The organism is Micromonospora sp. NPDC049529, assembly GCF_055586685.1.
Map to the genome: position 1 here is coordinate 23,783 of NZ_JBVJHT010000017.1, position 19,128 is coordinate 42,910.

15 protein-coding genes are annotated in these 19,128 nt (G+C 70.4%); 8 read left to right on the plus strand and 7 right to left on the minus strand.

Translation table 11 applies throughout. The features are described from left to right. Window positions 1–58: 58 nt before the first annotated feature. The 3 genes from ACZ6QQ_RS27075 to ACZ6QQ_RS27085 form a co-directional block, all read right to left on the minus strand. On the minus strand, window positions 59–1,312 hold the full coding sequence (locus ACZ6QQ_RS27075) for a phosphatidylserine decarboxylase (RefSeq protein WP_465880087.1): 1,254 nt from the start codon (window positions 1,310–1,312) through the stop codon (window positions 59–61). A 150-nt stretch (window positions 1,313–1,462) separates the two neighbouring features. Then, window positions 1,463–1,903, minus strand: coding sequence for a hypothetical protein (locus tag ACZ6QQ_RS27080; RefSeq protein WP_465880088.1), 441 nt, complete (start codon window positions 1,901–1,903; stop codon window positions 1,463–1,465). Then, entirely contained in the window at window positions 1,900–3,552 is a 1,653-nt protein-coding gene (locus ACZ6QQ_RS27085) for a PspC domain-containing protein (protein ID WP_465880090.1), read from the minus strand. Before ACZ6QQ_RS27085 ends, ACZ6QQ_RS27080 begins: the two co-directional genes overlap by 4 nt. Before the next feature lie 248 nt (window positions 3,553–3,800). On the opposite strand from ACZ6QQ_RS27085, the gene ACZ6QQ_RS27090 reads away from it, so the two are divergent. The 7 genes from ACZ6QQ_RS27090 (at window position 3,801) to ACZ6QQ_RS27120 (ending at window position 11,793) form a co-directional block, all read left to right on the plus strand. Continuing rightward, entirely contained in the window at window positions 3,801–4,997 is a 1,197-nt protein-coding gene (locus ACZ6QQ_RS27090) for an ATP-binding protein (protein WP_465880091.1), read from the plus strand. 50 nt (window positions 4,998–5,047) lie between these two features. After that, complete coding sequence (locus ACZ6QQ_RS27095) at window positions 5,048–5,725, plus strand: response regulator (protein WP_465880092.1); 678 nt, start codon at window positions 5,048–5,050, stop codon at window positions 5,723–5,725. Between the two features lie 300 nt (window positions 5,726–6,025). Continuing rightward, on the plus strand, window positions 6,026–7,663 hold the full coding sequence (locus ACZ6QQ_RS27100) for a peptide ABC transporter substrate-binding protein (RefSeq protein ID WP_465880094.1): 1,638 nt from the start codon (window positions 6,026–6,028) through the stop codon (window positions 7,661–7,663). Window positions 7,664–7,873: 210 nt separating this feature from the next. Beyond that, window positions 7,874–8,809, plus strand: a complete 936-nt coding sequence (locus ACZ6QQ_RS27105; RefSeq protein WP_465880096.1) for an ABC transporter permease — start codon at window positions 7,874–7,876, stop codon at window positions 8,807–8,809. Then, the gene (locus ACZ6QQ_RS27110; protein ID WP_465880098.1) at window positions 8,802–9,746 is read left to right on the plus strand and encodes an ABC transporter permease; all 945 of its coding nucleotides are present in this window, start codon (window positions 8,802–8,804) and stop codon (window positions 9,744–9,746) included. The genes ACZ6QQ_RS27105 and ACZ6QQ_RS27110 overlap by 8 nt, the downstream gene beginning before the upstream one ends. A gap of 9 nt (window positions 9,747–9,755) precedes the next feature. Then, window positions 9,756–10,790, plus strand: a complete 1,035-nt coding sequence (locus ACZ6QQ_RS27115) for an ABC transporter ATP-binding protein (protein ID WP_465880100.1) — start codon at window positions 9,756–9,758, stop codon at window positions 10,788–10,790. Beyond that, window positions 10,783–11,793 (plus strand): ABC transporter ATP-binding protein, encoded by a 1,011-nt coding sequence (locus tag ACZ6QQ_RS27120; protein WP_465880102.1) that lies wholly within the window; start codon window positions 10,783–10,785, stop codon window positions 11,791–11,793. Before ACZ6QQ_RS27115 ends, ACZ6QQ_RS27120 begins: the two co-directional genes overlap by 8 nt. Window positions 11,794–11,976: 183 nt before the next feature. On the opposite strand, the gene ACZ6QQ_RS27125 is transcribed toward ACZ6QQ_RS27120, so the two are convergent. Next, complete coding sequence (locus tag ACZ6QQ_RS27125; RefSeq protein WP_465880104.1) at window positions 11,977–12,291, minus strand: chorismate mutase; 315 nt, start codon at window positions 12,289–12,291, stop codon at window positions 11,977–11,979. Window positions 12,292–12,562: 271 nt separating this feature from the next. Continuing rightward, on the minus strand, window positions 12,563–14,407 hold the full coding sequence (locus tag ACZ6QQ_RS27130; protein WP_465880106.1) for a bifunctional metallophosphatase/5'-nucleotidase: 1,845 nt from the start codon (window positions 14,405–14,407) through the stop codon (window positions 12,563–12,565). 161 nt (window positions 14,408–14,568) lie between these two features. Between ACZ6QQ_RS27130 and pcrA the strand changes: the two genes are divergently transcribed. Next, window positions 14,569–17,007, plus strand: a complete 2,439-nt coding sequence (gene pcrA, locus ACZ6QQ_RS27135; protein WP_465880108.1) for a DNA helicase PcrA — start codon at window positions 14,569–14,571, stop codon at window positions 17,005–17,007. A 13-nt stretch (window positions 17,008–17,020) separates the two neighbouring features. Here the strand turns inward: pcrA and ACZ6QQ_RS27140 are convergent, their stop codons facing one another. Both ACZ6QQ_RS27140 and ACZ6QQ_RS27145 read right to left on the minus strand, forming a co-directional pair. Beyond that, window positions 17,021–17,806 carry a M23 family metallopeptidase gene (locus tag ACZ6QQ_RS27140; protein ID WP_465880260.1) on the minus strand — a complete coding sequence of 262 codons (786 nt, stop codon included), beginning with the start codon at window positions 17,804–17,806 and terminating at the stop codon, window positions 17,021–17,023. Between the two features lie 338 nt (window positions 17,807–18,144). After that, on the minus strand, window positions 18,145–18,867 hold the full coding sequence (locus ACZ6QQ_RS27145; RefSeq protein ID WP_465880110.1) for a M23 family metallopeptidase: 723 nt from the start codon (window positions 18,865–18,867) through the stop codon (window positions 18,145–18,147). Window positions 18,868–19,128: the final 261 nt, after the last annotated feature.

Sequence of the window (19,128 nt, forward strand, 5' to 3'; positions counted from 1 at the left end):
CGGTGATCGAAGGGCGCCCCGGGAGATCCCGGAGCGCCCTCGACCCGTTACCGCGCGCTCAGCGCCAGCGGGCGATCACCGACGCCCCGCCGATCACCTTGTCGCCCGGCCCCACCAGTGGGTCGGCCGCCTCGGCGGGCAGGTAGACGTCGGTACGCGAGCCGAACCGGATCAGGCCGATCCGCTCACCCCGCGCCAGCAGTGCCCCCACCGGGGCCCGCTGGACGATCCGGCGTGCGATCAACCCGGTCCGTTGCGCCACCACGACCGTGCCCCGCTCGGTGTCCAGCACGGTGTACGCGGCCACGTTGTGCTCGGCGGCCGGCTTCATGGCGGCGGCGAAGCCACCGTCGGCGACGAAGTAGTCGACCACCTTGCCGGCCACCGGTGACCGGTTGACGTGCACGTCGAGTACGGAGAGGAAGACCGCGATCCGGAGGAACTCGCCGTCGCCGAAGCGTTCGTCGGTGAGCCGCTCCACCGACAGCACCCGGCCGTCGGCGGCGGCGACCACGGCCGACTCGTCGTCGGGCAGATCCCGCTCCGGGTCCCGGAAGAACGCGGCCACCGGGGCGGCGGCCAGCGCGGGCACCAGCCAGAGCCGGGACCTCGGTCGAGTGATCTTGGCCAGTGCCGCCAGGCCGAGGGCGATTCCGGCGGCGGCGACACCGTTCGAGTCGATGTGCATGGTGCGGGTGATCGGCACACTCGACGGCCGGTACACCGGTGCCAGCCGGCCAGCGGTCGCGACGTCCGCCGGAGTGAACCGGAGCCGGTGGATCCGCAGCGGTGGCTGGTTCAGCACGACCAGGTCGGTGCCGACACCGAAGAGCGCGGCCTGCCGGTCCAGTTCGGCGCCGGCACCCTCGGTCTTGCCGGGCATCGCCGGCGCCGCCACGGTCAGCACCCCGCCCTTGGCGAGTTGTGCGCCCAGGTCGGCCAGGAGGGCCCGGGTCTCGTCGACGGTGCCGGTCAGCGGGACGGCGACCAGCACGATCTCCGCCGGCTGGGCCTCGGCGAGTTCGTCGACGATCTGGATCCGGTCGGCCACCCAGGGGCCGTAGGCGGCGACGTGCGCGCGTAGCTGCGCCGCGTCGCCGGGCTGCGCCGGTACGAGGGTGAGCAGGTCGCCGGGGAGCAGGGCGCTGAGCGCGGCGTCGAGCACCGCGGTGTCCGCCTGCGCCCCGACCAGCAGTGCGGTCTTCGACCCGTGGTGTCGGGCCAGTTCGGCGGTGAGCGTACGGGCGGCCCGCTCGCCGAGGCGGACCTCACCCTGTGTAGCGGGGGTGGGCACGGCGGGGGACTGGGTCATCTGGGGCGGGCTCCTCGGTGGGTGAGGGCGGGCGAGTGGGACTCGTCCCGGCGGGGCCGTAACCGGTCTCCTGAGACGAACCGGCCGGCGGAGTGGAAAGCTCCGCCGGCCAGTTTATGCGCGACCCGCGCCGGACCACAGCGATCGGTATCAGTCCCGGTGATCGTCCGGCCGGGGCCGGTCGACGACGCCGGCCGGTGGGGCGGGCGGCGGATCCGTAACGTCCGGGTCGATCCGGGCGAATTCGGCCGTGCCGTAGCCGTACTCGGCGGTGCCGGACCCGGTGGTGGTGAATCCGAGCGTGGCCGGGTCCGCCGGGTCGGCACCGGCTGCCGTCGCCGGCATCGGGCCGGCGTCGGTCACCGGGGCGGCGTCCGACACGTCGGCGGCGGGCGGGGTCGTCACCGACCGGCCCGAGCGCAGCGCGCCGAGCAGACCCAGGACGCCGACCAGGATCAGCCCACCGGCCAGGAGCCAGCCGGCCTCGGGTACGGCCACGTCGACGAACTGGGCGACCAGCCACCAGCCGGCGACCCCCAGGAAGATCAGCGCGAACACGAGCGAGACGCCGTCGGTCCGGTGCGCCTTCATCGGTAGACCTCCGCATCACCGGCGTTGACGTGCAGGAACAGTCGCAGTTTTCCGCCGCCGGGGCCGTCCGCGCCCAGGTCGGTGACCTGCCGGGAGGGGCTGTTCACACCGCTCCACCGGTCACCGAAGATGCGCGCGTCACCGGCGTTCACGTCCGCGTTCGCGGTGACGTCCACGTCGGCCGGCACCACCACCCGGAGTTTGCCGAAGTTGACCTGCACCGTCACCTGGACGTCGCGGTCGGTGAAGTCGACGTGCGACAGGTCGAGCGTGCCGTCACCGAATGTCGTCTCGTACCGGCTGGCGAGCTCGTCGACGCTGGCCGGCACCCAGACCGCGGTGCCGTCGGTGTGTTCCGACGGGTCGATCGACTGGGCGACGCTGGAGATGCCGAGGGCGGCGGTCGCCACCAGGCCGAGGGCGATCAGCCAGCGGGCCCGGCCGAACCAGGCACCGACCAGGAGCCCGAGCGCGATGGTGATCAGCGCGGCGGCGAAGTAGGTGGCCGGCGTGACCTCGATCCGGTTGCCGATGTCCAGGATGACCACCACGCCCAGCGCCACGAAGATCAGCGAGAAGGTGGCGGCGCCGAGCGGGGAACGCTCACGCGGTGGCTTCGGCGGCTTGCCGCGCCGGACCGTGGGAGCCGCACCGGGCCGGTAGCCCGGCGGTTGGCCGACGCCGCCGGCGTACGGGCCGTGCGGTGCGAAGGGCGGTCGGTAGCCGCCCGGAACCGGGCTGCCGAGCGGACCGCCGGCTGCCGGGTACGGGGCACCCGGCCAACCGGGCGCCGGTGCGGTCGGCGGCACCAGCGGCGGCGTGATCGTCGGTCCGGCAGCACCGGGGTACGCCGGAGCGGCGCCGCCGTACGCGGGTGCCTGCTGGGCCGGTGCGGCCGGGCGGTACCAGTCCGGGTACGGCCCCGCCGGTGCGCCCGCCGGTGCCCCGCTGGACGGGCCGTAGGGTGCCGGTCCGGCCGCCGCCCCGTACGCCGGGCCGGGTGGTGCCGACGGCGGTGCGCCGACCGGGCCGCCCGTGCCGCGGGCGTTCCGGTTGAGCAGCAGCGCACCACCGATCAGGATCGCCGCGCCGAGCATGATGGCCCGGAACGAGTCGGTCACGATCAGGCCGAACATGATCGCCACCAGTACCCCGAGGACGATCACGGTCACCGGTGACATGCTCGACCGGCCCCGGCCCAGCATCGACTCCACCGGCGAGGCGCTGTCCCCCTCGGCCGGGATGATCAGCCAGGCGGCGATGTAGACCAGCACCCCGATCCCGCCGAAGAAACCCAGCACGGCGAGGAGCACCCGCCACAGGATCGGGTCGGTGTTGGTGGCCCGGCCGATGGCCGCGCAGACCCCGGCCAGGTAGCGCCCCTCGCGCGGGCGGACCAGCCCGTACCGGGAGGTGAAGCCGGCCGGGCCGGAGGGGGGCGGGCCGGGCGGTGGTCCGTACCCCCAGGGGGGTGGTGGGTCGGCGCCCGGCGGTGGCCCACCGGGTCCGGTCGGCTCGTGTGGGCCGGGCGGGTCGTCGGACCCGGCGGCCGTGGCCGGCGAAGGTGCCGGACCGGGCAGCGGAGGCTGCGGCGGGTCGGCGCCCTCCGTCGGGGCCGGTCGTCGTGACGCGGCAGCTTCTTCGGTCATGGTGACGAGTTTCGTCTTCGTTCGGTCCGAGTGGCCTCCGGCGCGAACCCTGAAGCCACCCTGAGATCTCCGACCGCAATGTTCCGGGGCCTCCCCGTGGTCAGGGTGCCCGCCCACGTGTGACGATCGAATCCGCAGGCCGACGACCGGGCCGCCCGAACCACCGGGGTGCTCCGACCGGCACGACCAGGGAGTCACCGATCAGTACCGTCACCGAGCCCCGCCTCTACCGTGCCCGTGACCACCGCATGGTGGCCGGCGTGGCGGCCGGCATCGCCGAGCACCTGGGCATCTCGGTGATCCGGGTACGGGTGGCCTTCGTCGTGCTGCTCGGGCTCAGCGGCCTGGGGCTCCTGCTCTACGCGGCGTTCTGGGCGGTGGTGCCGGTACGCCCCGGCGCACTGGACGCCCCGCCCCGCCGCAACGTCCTGGAACTGCTGCCGTTCGTGGCCATCGGGCTCGGCGTACTGGTGATACAGATCATGGTGTTCGGCTCGACCGGCGTCGCCGGCACCGCCGGCTGGCTGGTCGCCATCATCGCGGTGGGTGCCGGCGTGATCTGGCACCAGTCGACCCCCGAGCGGCGCCGGCAGTGGAGCGAGACCATGCCGGTGCCCTGGCTCGGCGCGGTGCTGGAGGAGAGCGACCGGCGGGCCTTCGTACTGCGGTTCATCGGTGGTGGGCTGCTGGTCGCGGTCGGGGTGGTCGGGGTGGCGGCGGTCTACTCGCCGCAGGCGAACTTCGACGCGGTCGCGAACGGCGTGATCTTCGCCTGCGTCGGGCTGGCCGGTGTCGGGGTGGTCGCCGCGCCGGTGCTCTGGCGGATGTTCAACCAGTTGCGCACCGAGCGGGAGGGGCGGATCCGGGAGCGGGAGCGGGCCGAACTGGCGGCGATGGTGCACGACCAAGTCCTGCACACCCTCGCCCTGATCCAGCGCAACGCCGCCGACGTCAAGACCGTCCAGCGGCTGGCCCGGGGTCAGGAGCGGTCGTTGCGCAACTGGCTGTACAAGCCCACCGGTTCACCGACGGAGCGGTTCGCCGCCGCCCTGGAACACGCCGCCGCGGAGGTCGAGGACACCTTCGCGATCAGCGTGGAGACCGTGGTGGTCGGCGACCGGGAGACCGACGAGCGGATCGCGGCGCTGGTCGCCGCGGCCCGGGAGGCGCTGGTCAACGCGGCCCGGCACGCGAAGGTCGAGACCGTCTCGCTCTACGCGGAGGTCGAGCCGGAGCAGGTGAGCGTCTTCGTCCGTGATCGTGGGGCCGGCTTCGACCCGGCTACCGTTGGGGACCACCGGCACGGCGTACGGGGTTCGATCATCGGGCGGATGGACCGGCACGGTGGCCGGGCGGAGATCCGCAGTGAGCCGGGCGACGGCACCGAGGTACGGCTGACCATGCCGACCACCCCGGCCGGCGCCGGCTCGGCAGGCACCTGGTGACACCGTGGCCGGGCTGGTGACGCCGTGTACGGCCGGAGCGAGGAGAGGTCATGACTGAGGAGAGCGGGACGACGCAGGACGCTGCGGAGCGGCGGTTGCGGGTCTTCCTGGTCGATGACCACGCGATGTTCCGGGCCGGGGTGCGGGCCGAGTTGGGTGTGCACGTCGAGGTGGTCGGTGAGGCGAGCACGGTGGCCGAGGCGGTCACCCGGATCGCGCTGACCGTACCGGACGTGGTGCTGCTCGACGTACACATGCCCGACGGCGGGGGCCGCGCGGTGCTCGACGCGATGCGTCGCACCCATCCCGGGATCCGGTTCCTCGCCCTGAGCGTGTCCGACGCGGCCGAGGACGTGATCGGTCTGATCCGGGCCGGTGCCCGGGGGTACGTCACCAAGACGATCTCGCCGGACGAGTTGACCTCGGCGATCCGCCGGGTGGCCGACGGCGACGCGGTGTTCAGCCCCCGGCTGGCCGGTTTCGTGCTGGACGCCTTCGCCGCCCGGCCGGACGCGCCGGTGGCCGATCCGGAGCTGGACCAGCTCACCAACCGGGAGCGCGAGGTGCTCCGGCTGCTCGCCCGTGGCTACGCGTACAAGGAGATCGCCAAGGAGCTGTTCATCTCGATCAAGACGGTCGAGACCCACGTTTCCAACGTGTTGCGCAAGCTCCAGATGTCCAATCGCTACGAGCTCTCCCGTTGGGCGGCGGACCGCCGGCTGGTCTGAGCCGCCTCCGTTCACATTGGACCCACACGTACGGTGTGCGTCCGACATCCGACAGTGTCCAAGTCGGTGGTCGTGTGATCATCGACTTCTCCGGATGCGCGCCAACCCGTCCCCTGGTGTTTGCGCTCCCGTGGGGGCCAGTTCAGGTCGATCTAGCAGGGCAAATGGTGATCTTGGTCAGTATTCACCGAAGGCTCTCGGTCTAACGGCTTGATAACGGCACCTTCACGGAACGGGCGTTCGGTGTCACAGTGTCAGTCACCTCACACCCCCTCGTGAGCGCCCTGAGGAGGCACTCCCATGCGCGGGAAAACCCTGAAGATGGCGGTCGCTACGACCGCCATCACGCTGATTGCTACAGGTTGCAGCAGCGGCGACCCGGAAGAGTCCGGATCGTCGAACAGCAACGCGGTCGTCTCGATCGAGATCGCCGAGCCGCAGCACCTGATCCCATCCAACACCACCGAGACGAGTGGGGCGCAGGTCCTGTCCGCGCTCTTCGCGCCGCTGGTGGACTTCGACAAGGACAACAAGCCGTTCGAGGTCGCCGCAGAGTCGATCTCGTCGACGGACAACACCCTGTGGACGATCAAGCTGAAGGACGGCTACACCTTCCACAACGGTGAGAAGGTCAACGCCGACAGCTACATCAACGCCTGGAACCACGGCGCGTACGGCCCGAACGGCAACGGCGGCTCCTACTTCTGGGAGAAGGTGGAAGGCTACGCCGACCTCCAGTCGACCGACCCGGACGGCGCGGACGGCCCGCAGAAGGCCCCCGAGCCCAAGGCCAAGAAGCTGACCGGTCTGGCGAAGGTCGACGACCTCACCTTCACGGTGAAGCTGTCCGCCCCGTTCAGCGAGTTCAAGGCCGTCCTGGGCTACACCTCGTTCTACCCGCTGCCGGCGGCGGCGTGGCAGTCCGAGGGCGTGCTCAAGGAGGGCTTCGAGGAAGCGATCATCGGTAACGGCGCGTTCAAGATCAAGGGCACCTGGCAGCACGACCAGGGCATCGAGGTCGAGCGGTACGACGCCTTCCCCGGCGACAAGCCGAAGGTCGGCGGCGTCAACTTCAAGATCTACCAGCAGCTCACCTCGGCCTACGCCGACCTGCAGGCGGACAACCTCGACGTGCTCAAGCAGATCCCGACCGAGAACCTGTCCACCGCGCAGACCGAGCTGGGCGACCGGTTCAAGCAGTCGCCGGCGTCGACCTTCCAGTTCGTCGCCTTCCCGACGTTCCAGCCCGAGTTCGCCAAGCCCGAGGTCCGGCGGGCGATCTCGCAGGCGATCGACCGGGACGAGATCATCAAGGCGGTCTTCAAGAACTCGCAGAAGTCGGCCCGCTCGTTCGTCTCGCCGGTGGTCGCCGGATACCGGGACAACACCTGCGGCGAGGCGTGCGTGTTCGACGCGGCCAAGGCGAAGGCGGCGTACACCGCGGCCGGTGGCCCGGCCAAGCTGCAGATCTCGTACAACGGTGACGGTGGGCACAAGGAGTGGGTGGACGCCACCTGCAACCAGCTCAAGACCAACCTGGGTGTGGAGTGCGTCGGCACCGCCGAGCCGAAGTTCGCCGACCTGCTGACCAAGGTCGAGTCGAAGACTCCGGTCGGCATGTTCCGCCTGGGCTGGGTCATGGACTACCCGTCCATGGAGAACTACCTCGGCCCGCTGTTCGGCACCAACGGTTCGTCGAACTACTACGGGTACAGCAACCCGGCCTTCGACGCCCTCGTCAAGGAGGGTGCCGCCGCGCCGAGCCCGGAAGAGGCGATCAAGAAGTACCAGCAGGCCGAGGACATCCTCGTCCAGGACATGCCGGTGATCCCGCTGCGCTTCGGGCAGAACACGTTCGGCCACTCAAGCAAGGTCAAGAACGTGGAGATCGACCTGTTCAACCGGGTCGACCTGTCGAAGATCGAAGCCGTCAGCTGATCTGACCGCTGAGCGGCGGATGGTCCGAGTCACCAGTACGGGTCAGGTGGCTCGGACCATCCGGCGTGGTCCGGCGGTCGGGCGGTGCCCGCCGCGGACCACCTCCGTGGCGTCACCGGTGACCGTGCGGTGGCGCCATCGCCGCGTACCCCTCTGCGGTCCGCTGTCCACAAGGCAGCCATCGACGCCTGTCCCACTAAGGACGAAGACATGTTCCGTTTCATTGTCCGGCGCCTGCTGCAGATGGTCCTCACGTTCGTCGGGGCCACCCTGCTCGTCTACGCGCTCATGTTCAGCAACCAGGGCAGCCCGGCGCAGGTCATCCAGTCGCTGGTCGGCGAACGCCCGGTCACCCCGGCCCAGGTTCAGGCACTCACCGAGCGCTACCACCTGGACGAGAGTTTCTGGGCCCAGTACGGCTACTACATGAAGGGCCTGCTGCAACTCGACTTCGGCACCTCACTCACCGGTCGGCCGATCGGTGACATGATCGCCCAGGCCTGGCCGGTGACCATCCGGCTCGCCGTGATCGCCGTCCTGTTCGCCGTCCTGTTCGGCGTGACCGCCGGCGTCATCGCCGGCATCCGCCGCGGCGGTGTGTTCGACAATGCCACGCTGATCCTCACCCTGCTACTCATTTCCATCCCGACGATCGTGCTCGCCCCCACGGCGCAGTTCCTCTTCGGCATCGAGCTCAGCTGGTTCCCGCCCACCGCCGGCGGTGATCCGACCTGGTGGGCGTTGGTCCTACCCGGACTGGTGCTGGGATCACTCTCGCTGGCGACCTACTCCCGGTTGACCCGTACCTCGGTGGCGGAGAACCTGCGCGCCGACTACGTCCGTACGGCGAAGGCCAAGGGCCTGTCTCCGCGTCGGGTGATCGGGGTGCACGTGCTGCGCAACTCCCTGATCCCGGTTGTCACCTACATCGGCATCGATATCGGTGGCCTGATGGCCGGCGCGATCATCACCGAAGGCGTGTTCAACATTCCCGGCGTCGGCTTCAACCTCTTCCGCGGTATCCGTACCGAGGATGGACCTCTCGTGGTCGGCTTCGTCAGCTTGCTGGTCATCGTCTTCCTGGTCGCGAACCTGATCGTCGACATCATGTACGCCGTGCTCGACCCGAGGATCCGCTATGAGTAATCTCGAATCGATCGCCGCGGCGGAGACCCCCGCCGCGAACCCCGCGCCGACCGCCCCCACCGGCGGCGCCAAGGCGGACAAGCCCCGCAGCCTCGCCGGTGACGCCTGGCGGGACCTGCGCCGTAATCCGATCTTCTGGGTTGCTGCCACACTCGTCCTGCTGTTCGTCGTCATGGCGATCGTGCCGCAGCTGTTCACCCCGGCCGACCCGGCCAGTTGTGCGCTGTCCCGCCAGTACGCCCCGGCGAGCGGACGGGCCTGGTTCGGTTACGACTTCCAGGGCTGCGACCTGTTCGCGCGGACCATCTACGGCGCCCGGGCGTCGATCCAGGTCGGCGTCTTCGCGATGCTGATGGCCGGGACGATCGCGCTGGTCATCGGCTTGTCGTCGGGTTACTTCGGCGGCTGGGTGGACACCCTGCTGTCGCGGTTCACCGACATCGTCCTCGGCATTCCGCTGCTGCTGGCCGCGATCGTGCTCGGCAAGCGCCTGGCCGGTGACCGGCAGGGCACCGGCATCTGGACCGTGGTGATCGTGCTCGGCGTGCTCGGCTGGACCACCGCGTCGCGGGTGATGCGGTCCTCGGTGATCAGTGCGAAGAACCAGGACTACGTCGCCGCCGCCCGGATGCTCGGCGCCGGGCACGGCCGGATCATGTTCCGGCACATCCTGCCCAACGCGCTCGCGCCGTTCGTGGTGGTCATGACCATCGCGCTCGGCGGGTTCATCGCGGTCGAGGCGACCCTGTCGTTCCTCGGCATCGGGTTGAAGGCACCAGCGATCTCCTGGGGGATCGACATCTCCAGTTCCACCGTGCGGGTACGGGAGAACGCGATTCCGTTGGTCGCGCCGTCCGCGTTCCTGGCGTTGACCGTGCTGGCCTTCATCATGCTCGGCGACGCGATCCGCGACGCTTTCGACCCGAAGCTGCGGTAGGAGATTCCGGTGACCGATATCAAGGCACAGATCGACGTCCTGCCCGGATTGGACCCGACCGCCCCACTGCTGAGGGTCGAGGACCTGCACGTGGAGTTCCGGACCCTGAACGGGGTGGCGCACGCGGTCAACGGCGCCAACTTCACCCTGCAACCGGGGGAGACCCTGGCCATTCTCGGTGAGTCCGGCTGCGGCAAGTCGGTGACCGCTCAGGCGATCATGGGCATCCTGGACACCCCGCCCGGTTACGTGACCAGGGGGGAGGTCCGCTACCGGGGCCTCGACCTGCTCAAGCTCCCCGAGGAGCAGCGGCGCAAGGTACGCGCCAACCGGATCGCGATGATCTTCCAGGATGCGCTCTCCGCGCTCAACCCGGTCTTCTCGGTCGGCTTCCAGCTCGACGAGTTGACTCGGGTGCACCGGGGCATGTCCAAGAAGGACGCGCGCAAGCGGTCGATCGAACTGCTCGACCTGGTCAAGATCCCGGCTGCGAAGCAGCGGGTGAACGACTACCCGCACCAGTTCTCCGGCGGCATGCGCCAGCGCGTGATGATCGCGATGGCGCTCGCGCTCGACCCCGAGGTGCTGATCGCGGACGAGCCGACCACCGCCCTGGACGTCACGGTCCAGGCCCAGATCATGACCCTGCTCGCCGAGCTGCGGCGGGAACGCAACATGGGCCTGATCCTGATCACCCACGACATGGGGGTGGTCGCCGACGTCGCCGACCGGATCTCGGTCATGTACGCCGGCAAGGTGGTCGAGGAGGCGGGGGTGTTCGACGTCTACGCGCGCCCGGCACACCCGTACACCAAGGCCCTGCTCGAATCGATCCCCCGGCTGGACCTGCGGGGCCAGCAGCTCAACGTGATCAAGGGCCTGCCGCCGAACCTGACCAACATCCCGCCGGGCTGCGCCTTCAACCCCAGGTGCGGGTACGCCCAGGACGTCTGCCGGGCCGATCCGCCGCCGCCCGCGTACCAGGTGGCCGAGGACCGGACCGCGCGTTGCCACTTCTGGAAGGACGTGTTGGGCGATGAGTGAGGTCGTGCTGCGTACCCAGCAGCTGGTCAAGCACTTCCCGATCACCCGCGGCATCGTGTTCCAGAGCCAGGTCGGCGCGGTCCGCGCGGTGGACGGGGTCGACCTGGAACTGCGCCGAGGGGAAACCCTCGGTGTGGTCGGCGAGTCCGGCTGCGGCAAGTCGACCCTGGCGCGGCTGCTGGTCGGGCTGGAGAAGCCCACCTCGGGCGCGATCGAGGTCCGGGGCGAGGAGATGAGCCGGCTGAAAGGGTCGGCGATGCGGCGGGCCCGACGCAACATCCAGATGGTGCTGCAGGACCCGTACACGTCGCTGAACCCCCGGATGACGGTCGGCGACATCATCGGCGAGCCGTTCGACATCCACACCGACGTCCTGCCCCGGGGCAACCGGCAGGAGCGGGTGCGGCAGCTGATCGATCTGGTCGGGCTCAACCCGGACCACATCAACCGGTACCCGCACCAGTTCTCGGGTGGGCAGCGGCAGCGGATCGGGATCGCCCGGGCGCTGGCCCTGAACCCCGAGATCATCATCTGTGACGAGCCGGTGTCGGCACTGGACGTGTCGATCCAGGCTCAGGTGATCAACCTGCTGGAGAAGCTCCAGGACGAGCTGGGCCTGTCGTACGTCTTCATCGCCCACGACCTGTCGGTGGTACGGCACATCGCCGACCGGGTCGCGGTGATGTACCTCGGCAAGATCGTCGAAATCGGCGACAACGTGGAGATCTACGAGCGGCCGACCCACCCGTACACCCAGGCGCTGCTGTCGGCGGTGCCGGTGCCGGACCCGACGCTGCGCGGGCACCGGGACCAGATCGTGCTGGAGGGCGACGTGCCGTCGCCGGCCAACCCGCCGTCCGGTTGCCGGTTCCGCACCCGGTGCTGGAAGGCACAGGAGATCTGCGCGCAGGAGGACCCACCGTTGGTGGAACGGGAGCGTTCCGGCCACCCGAGCGCCTGCCACTTCGCCGAGGAGCGGGACGTGGTGCACGCGGTCGAGTAGGCCGGGTCAGACGCCGGCGGCCGGGCCCCACCCGGCTCGTTCCGCCGGTGAAGGTAGTGCCTCCTCAGTCCGGGGCGTCGGTCGTCATCCATGCGACCGGCGCCCCGGGCCTCGTCCGGCACTCGGCGTACGACGACGGGGTGCGCCCGGAAGGTGGGCGGGCTCCGGGCAGCCGGGCCGGTGTCAGAGCGGTCCCCGGCCGGCGCGCAGCACCAGCAGGGCCAGCTGCGTCCCGTCCGCACCCAGGGCGGTGCGGAACTTGTCCAGGATCTCCCGTTCGCGGGAGAGAACCAGACGGGTGCCGCCGGAGGCGACCCGGGTCGCCCCGACCTGTTGGGACAGGCTCGCCCGTTCCTCCCAGAGGGCGATCAGGGCGCTGTCGATCTCGTTGATCCGGTCGCGCATGGCGAGGATGCGGGCGGCGGCCTCCGGCGAGTCGGTGCCGGTCTGCGTGCCCGTGGACGAGTTGGCTGGCTGCTCAAGCATGTGTGCGGTCATTTCTGGGCTCCCGAGCGGGTTGGCCCCTGGCAATCCAGACCCCGAAGCAAAACGCCCCGGGCTCCAGGAGCCCGGGGCGTTCGTAGGTTTTTGATCAGGCGCTACCTACGGCTGCCGGACTCCCGGAGCCATAGTAAAAGTAGAAGCGCACCTGCTGGATCACGAACCGAGTATGCCCACGTGTTGGCTTCTGGCGCAAGCGCCTCCGAGAGGAAGGGCCTCTTCCTATCATTTTTTCGTCCGGGAAGGGGCCCCTCCCTTCAGCTCCGGTTCACCCGAGGCGGGTGATCCGGTTGGCCGGGCCGGGGGCGACGGGGGCGCCCGCACCCAGGTGGCCGACCAGGGCGTCGACGTCGAAACCGGGCGCGGTGGTCCGGTTCGTGCCCCCGGTGAGCAGGGTGAAGCCGTCGCCGCCGTTGGCCAGGAAGTCGTTGGTGGTGACCCGGTAGCTGGCGGCCGGGTCGATCGGCACGCCGTGCAGGGCCAGGCCGCTGACCCGCCCGCCGGCCGGCAGGCTGGTGTCGTAGCCGTACGTGAGTCCGGCGGAGATCTGCAGCACCCGCTGGGAGGTCTGCCCGGCGAAGCCGACGAACTGCTGTTCCAGCACGTCCTTGAGCTGTGCCCCGGTGAAGGTCTGGGTGACCACCAGGTTGTTGAACGGTTGGACGGTGAACGCCTCGCCGTAGGTGATCTCGCCGGGCGCCTCGCCGCCGGTCGAGGTGCCGTACGGCAGTGAGGCGCGGATGCCGCCCGGGTTCATCAGCGCGAGCTGGGCCCCGTCGGCGGCGGTCCAGGCAAGCTGCGCGTCGGCGATCACGTCGCCGAGCGGGCTCTCCTGGTTGGTTCCGTTGTCCCGGGTGATGTCCGAGGTGATCCGGCCGACGACCCGGTTCGCGATCGGGGCGACCGCGGTGCGGTACTTGTCGGCCAGCGTCTTGGCCCGGGGCTCCACCAGCGCCGGGTTGCGGACGAAGTTGCCGGGGCTGGTCTGCTGCCAGGTGCCGTCGGCGTTGCGTACGCCGTTCTCGACGATCACGTTGCGCGCGGTGATCTCGGTGAACCGGCCGGTCCGCCGGTCCAGCGAGTAGTCGATGTCGCTGATCAGCTGGCCGTTGGTGCCGGCGCTGGTGACCACGCTGTTCGCGCCCGAGGAGTTCGGCAGCGAGCAGGAGTAGGCGCGGTGGGTGTGTCCGCTGACCACCAGCCCGAACTCGGGGCGCAGCCCGGCCACGATCGTCTTGAGCGGGCCGCCGAAGTTGGTGCAGTCGGACGGTCCGCCGGACTGGGAGCCGCCCTCGTGCAGGAGCAGCACCTGGGCCTTGACCCCGGCGAGCTTCAGCAGGCTGCTCCACAGGTTGGCGGTCTCGACCTCGTCGGTGAACCGGACCGAGCCGATCCCGGCCGGGTTGACGATGCCCGGGGTGCCCTCCAGGGTCAGCCCGACGAAACCGACCGGTACGCCGTCGACGAGCCGGATGTCCACCGGCGGCAGGATCGGCAGCCCGGTACGCCGGCTCACCGTGTTCGCGGCGAGGTACGTGAACCGGGCACCGGCGAAGCCGTCGCCGTCCTGGCACCCGTCGACCGGGTGACAACCACCCCGGTTGAGTCGGATCAGCTCGTCGACGCCCTCGTCGAACTCGTGGTTGCCGACCGAGCTGATGTCCAGCCCGATCAGGTCCATCAGCTCGATCGTCGGCTCGTCGTGGAAGGCGGCGCTGACCAGCGGGGTGGCGCCGATCAGGTCGCCGGCACCGACGGTGGTGCTCTTGCGACCCTCGGCGGCGGCCTCGGCGCGGAGCTTCTTCAGCCAGGTGGCCAGGTATTCGACGCCACCGGCCGGGGTGCCGTTGACCGCCGCGCCACTGCCGGTCGGCGGGTCGATGGCGCCGTGGAAGTCGTTGTAGCTGAGGAAGTTGCCCTTGGCCGGGCGGCCGGTGGGCTTGGCGTACGAGACCGTGACCGGGTCGAGCGCGGTCCACTGCTCGGTGCCGGGGGTCGTCGCCGACGGATTCGTCGCGGGGGCGAAGGGCAGGGTGGTGATGACGGCGAGGGCGAGGGCGGGCACCGCGAGGTGCCGGAACATCGCCCAGCCGCGCGGGCGTGGGTGGCTCATCAGAATTTTCCCATCGAGTGCGGTAACACGGTCCCGGGTTGGTACCCGGTCATCGTTCTCGATCGGGCCGGAACCCACCAGTCGAGTCAGATGACGAGTTGGTTGCCGGACGGCAGGGGAAAGGGCGTGTTGTCGGACCGGCGGCCTAGACTTGCGCTGCGATGCATGCCCTCTTCGAAACCCCGCCGGTCCAGTCCCCGCCGCCGCGTCCGCCATCCGGCGCGGCCCTCGATCCACAGGCCCTGCTCACCGGGCTGAACGGCCCGCAGCGCGACGCCGTGACGCACGCCGGCTCGCCGTTGCTGATCGTGGCCGGCGCGGGATCGGGCAAGACCCGGGTGCTGACCCACCGGATCGCCTACCTGCTCGGGGCCAGGCAGGTGCATCCCGGTGAGATCATCGCGATCACCTTCACCAACAAGGCCGCCGGTGAGATGAAGGAGCGGGTGGCCGCCCTGGTCGGGCCCCGGGCCCGGATGATGTGGGTCTCCACGTTCCACTCCGCCTGCGTGCGCATCCTGCGGGCCGAGCACGAGCACGCCGGGATGAAGTCGACCTTCTCGATCTACGATGCCGACGACTCCCGTCGGTTGATGCAGATGGTCGCCCGTGAGCTGGACCTCGACCCGAAGCGCTATCCGGCGCGCGGGCTGGCGGCCCAGGTCTCCAACCTGAAGAACGAACTGGTCGACCCGGAGGAGTTCGCGGGTCGGGCGAAGGGGCCGAACGAGCGCGCGCTGGCCGAGGCGTACACCCGCTACCAGCAGCGGCTCAGGGAGGCGCACGCGCTCGACTTCGACGACCTGATCATGACCACGGTGCACCTGTTGCAGTCCCACCCGCACGTGGCCGAGCGCTACCGGCGCCGGTTCCGGCACGTGCTGGTCGACGAGTACCAGGACACCAACCACGCGCAGTACACCCTGATCAAGGAACTGGTCGGCAGCGAGCCGATCGGCGAGGGCCCGGACGCGCTGCCCCCCGGTGAGCTCTGCGTGGTCGGCGACGCGGACCAGTCGATCTACGCGTTCCGGGGTGCCACGATCCGGAACATCCTGGAGTTCGAGCGGGACTTCACCGACGCCCGGACGATCCTGCTGGAGCAGAACTACCGCTCCACCCAGACCATCCTGAACGCGGCCAACGCGGTGATCGACCGGAACACCTCCCGCAAGCCGAAGCGGCTGTGGAGCGAGGCCGGGGCCGGCGAGCAGATCGTCGGCTACGTCGCCGACACCGAGCACGCCGAGGCCGACTGGGTGGCCCGCGAGATCGACCGGCTCACCGACGAGGGACTGACCCGGCCGGGTGAGGTGGCGGTCTTCTACCGCACCAACGCCCAGTCGCGGGTGTTCGAGGAGGTGTTCATCCGGGTCGGCCTGCCGTACAAGGTGGTCGGCGGGGTGCGCTTCTACGAGCGCAAGGAGGTGCGCGACGCGCTCGCGTACCTGCGGGCGGTGGTCAACGACGACGACACGGTGAGCCTGCGCCGGGTGCTCAACACTCCCCGCCGGGGGATCGGTGACCGGGCCGAGGCGTGCGTCGAGGCGCTCGCCGCGCGGGACCGGATCTCGTTCGGGGCCGCGCTGCGCCGGGCCGGTGACGCACCGGGGATCTCCACCCGTGCCGCGAACTCGATCGCCGACTTCGTCGCCCTGCTCGACGGCGCCCGCGAACTGGCCGAGACCGCCGCGCCGGAGGAGGTGCTGGAGTCGCTGCTGACCCGCTCCGGCTACCTGAGCGAGTTGGAGGAGAGCCTCGATCCGCAGGACGCCGGGCGGGTGGAGAACCTCCAGGAGTTGGTCAGCGTCGCACGGGAGTACACCGAGCGGGTCGAGGCGCAGTCCGAGGACGGGACCGGGGCCACCCTCGCCGGCTTCCTGGAGCAGGTCGCGCTGGTCGCCGACGCGGACCAGATCCCCGACCAGGTCGCTCCGGCGGCCGACGGCGAGGAGCCCGAGGTGCCCCAGGGCGTGGTCACCCTGATGACCCTGCACACGGCGAAGGGGCTGGAGTTCCCGGTCGTCTTCCTCACCGGCCTCGAAGACGGCGTCTTCCCGCACCTGCGGGCGCTCGGCGACACCCGCGAGCTGGAGGAGGAGCGCCGGCTGGCATACGTCGGCATCACCCGGGCCCGGCAGCGGCTCTACCTGTCCCGGGCGGTCACCCGCTCGGCGTGGGGGCAGCCGTCGTACAACCCGGCGTCACGGTTCATGGCCGAGCTGCCGACCGATCTGGTGCGCTGGGAGCGCACCGAGGGGTCGTACACCTCGTGGTCCGGCACCGGCGGCGGTGTGGGTGGGCGGTCCGGCGCCGGTGGGCCCGGCTCGGCCGGTCGCGGCGGCGGCTTCACCGGGGGTACGCCGAAGGCAGCACAGCTCGCCAGCCGGCTCGGTGTCGACGCCAGTCGACTCACCACCGCCAGCGAACTGCGCCAGACCCCGAAGGTCGAGGCCGGGGACCGGGTCAACCACCAGCGGTACGGCCTCGGCCGGGTGCTCGCGGTGGAGGGACACGGGCCGGGTGCGCGGGCTCAGATCGACTTCGGTGACCAGACCATGTGGCTGGTGCTGCGGCACGCGCCGGTCGAGAAGCTCTGACTTTTCGGGGCGCTCAGCAGCCGAGGTCGACGCCGTGCGACCGCATGAACGGGGCCGGGTCGATCTGGTTCCAGAGCCCGCCCTGGTGCACCTCGAAGTGCAGGTGGGGGCCGGTGGCATCGCCGGTGGCGCCCTCGTACCCGATGGTCTGACCGGCGGTGACCTTGTCGCCGACCTGCACCGCGGTCCGGTTCTGGTGGGCGTAGTGGGTCAGGATGCCGTTGCCGTGGTCGATGACCACGGAGATGCCGTACCCGTCGTAGGCCGCCCCGGCGGTGATGACGGTGCCGGCGGCGACGGCGTGGATCGGGGTGTTGTCCGCCCCGGCCAGGTCGATGCCGGCGTGCAGGACGCCGTTGCGCATGCCGTAGCAGGAGCTGACCGGGGCACCGGGCATCGGGCTGACCCAGGACGGGGCGGCCTTTGTCGGCTTCGCGGTGGTCCGGGCGGGGGTCGGCTTGGGGTTGGCCTTCCGAACCGTCGGCGCGGTGCTGGTCGGCGCGACCGGGGTGGTCGGGACGGCGGTCGGGGTGGCGGACGCGGTCGGGGTCGGCAGGCCGGTGGGGATCGCGGTCGGTGAACCGGCCGGCTCCTCGCGCAACGAGCGGTCGGCCCGGTTGGCGGCGTTCGCGCGGGCGAGGGCATCCTGGGCGACCAGTGCCGTGTCGTCCGGCCGGTCGTGGTCGCCCTCGCCGCCGACGGTGACCGCGGCGACCCCGAAACCGATCAGTACGGCCAGCCCGGTTGCGACGTACGCGCCGCGGCTGACCCGGCTCCGCGTGGCCCGGTGTCGGGCCACCTCGGTGCCCGGCCGGCGGTCGTGCCCGTCTTCCTCACGGTCGCGGTCGTCGAGCGGCTGGATTTCGGGCACGGGTGCAACCTCCGGGTACGGGGACGGACCCGGAAATCGTGGTCGGTCGGGCTTCTGACCAGCGGCATCGGGTCGGCGGTGGCCGATCCGGAGGGTGCGTACGGCGCTGGATTTTGTCGGAATTGCGGCCGGGTTACCGGATGCCCGCCGGACGTCGACGTGTCCCCGGTCACACCGGCTGCTGTGGTGCAGGAAACTTTGGCGACCGGGAACACGAAAAACCGCCCGGACTCGGGTCCGGGCGGTGATCGATGAGTTACGTCGGGCTACGAGGCGCCCACGCCGCCGTAGATCGCCTCGACCTCGGTCTGGATGTCCACGCCCTTGTCCCGCAGGTAGGGGATCGGGTCACGCGGCACCCCGTCCACGTGCACCTCCAGGTGCAGGTGGGAGCCGTAGGAGTGGCCGGTCATGCCGACCAGGCCGAGTTCGTCGCCGGCCTTGACCTCCTGGCCCACCTTCACCAGCACCTTGGAGGCGTGGCCGTAGATGGCCTCGGTGCCGTCCGGGTGCTGCACGATCACGCAGAGGCCGTAGCCGCCGTACCAGCCGGCACGGGTGACCTTGCCGGAGTGGATCGCCTGGTAGGGAGTGCCCTCGGCGGCGGCCAGGTCGACGCCGGTGTGCAGCTTGCCCCAGCGCATGCCGTAGGGCGAGGTGAAGTTGTAGCCCTTCAGCGGCAGCAGCCAGACGTCCGGTGCCTCGGCCATCGTGCTGGCGAGACCGGACCGGTCGTCGGCACGGGTGGCCCGCTCGGCGCTGTCGGCGCGGGAGGCGAGGTCGTCGCTGGTGGCGGCGGCGTTCTCCAGATCGGCCAGGGTGGAGGCGCTGACCGCCTTCGCGTCCGGCATGGCGGCCGCGCCCAGGGCGACGATCCCGGCACCGACGAACGCGGTGGTGACAACTGCGGCGTAACGGCTGCGTGGGGGGGTGGGTACGCGGCGACGCCCGCGATATCGATCGGGCTCAGACGACAGGCGCTGGCGCACGCACACCCTCCGTTGTCGGGTATTTGAACCGGTCGTGCCCGTGTGGATGAAGCGAGAACCACACCGGCGGACCGTGTTGTCACCCGATCGTGGACCTGATGCCAACCGTCGTCACGGTAACCGCCGCCTAGTCGGCCCACAAGTCACCTCACGGCTTTGTCGTCGTCCGGTGCGGCTGTCCGTCACGAAACGCCCAATTTCGTCACCATTAGCAGGTCTTATCGTTAGTAGCTCTCAGTTACCGAAGGTGGTACGGCGGGT

Excerpts from the sequence above, each read along its gene's own strand:
- ACZ6QQ_RS27075 (WP_465880087.1), bottom strand. The coding sequence starts at position 1,312 with ATGACCCAGTCCCCCGCCGTGCCCACCCCCGCTACACAGGGTGAGGTC.
- ACZ6QQ_RS27080 (WP_465880088.1), bottom strand. The coding sequence starts at position 1,903 with ATGAAGGCGCACCGGACCGACGGCGTCTCGCTCGTGTTCGCGCTGATC.
- ACZ6QQ_RS27085 (WP_465880090.1), bottom strand. The coding sequence starts at position 3,552 with ATGACCGAAGAAGCTGCCGCGTCACGACGACCGGCCCCGACGGAGGGC.
- ACZ6QQ_RS27090 (WP_465880091.1), top strand. The coding sequence starts at position 3,801 with ATGGTGGCCGGCGTGGCGGCCGGCATCGCCGAGCACCTGGGCATCTCG.
- ACZ6QQ_RS27095 (WP_465880092.1), top strand. The coding sequence starts at position 5,048 with ATGACTGAGGAGAGCGGGACGACGCAGGACGCTGCGGAGCGGCGGTTG.
- ACZ6QQ_RS27100 (WP_465880094.1), top strand. The coding sequence starts at position 6,026 with ATGCGCGGGAAAACCCTGAAGATGGCGGTCGCTACGACCGCCATCACG.
- ACZ6QQ_RS27105 (WP_465880096.1), top strand. The coding sequence starts at position 7,874 with ATGTTCCGTTTCATTGTCCGGCGCCTGCTGCAGATGGTCCTCACGTTC.
- ACZ6QQ_RS27110 (WP_465880098.1), top strand. The coding sequence starts at position 8,802 with ATGAGTAATCTCGAATCGATCGCCGCGGCGGAGACCCCCGCCGCGAAC.
- ACZ6QQ_RS27120 (WP_465880102.1), top strand. The coding sequence starts at position 10,783 with ATGAGTGAGGTCGTGCTGCGTACCCAGCAGCTGGTCAAGCACTTCCCG.
- ACZ6QQ_RS27125 (WP_465880104.1), bottom strand. The coding sequence starts at position 12,291 with ATGACCGCACACATGCTTGAGCAGCCAGCCAACTCGTCCACGGGCACG.
- ACZ6QQ_RS27130 (WP_465880106.1), bottom strand. The coding sequence starts at position 14,407 with ATGAGCCACCCACGCCCGCGCGGCTGGGCGATGTTCCGGCACCTCGCG.
- pcrA (WP_465880108.1), top strand. The coding sequence starts at position 14,569 with ATGCATGCCCTCTTCGAAACCCCGCCGGTCCAGTCCCCGCCGCCGCGT.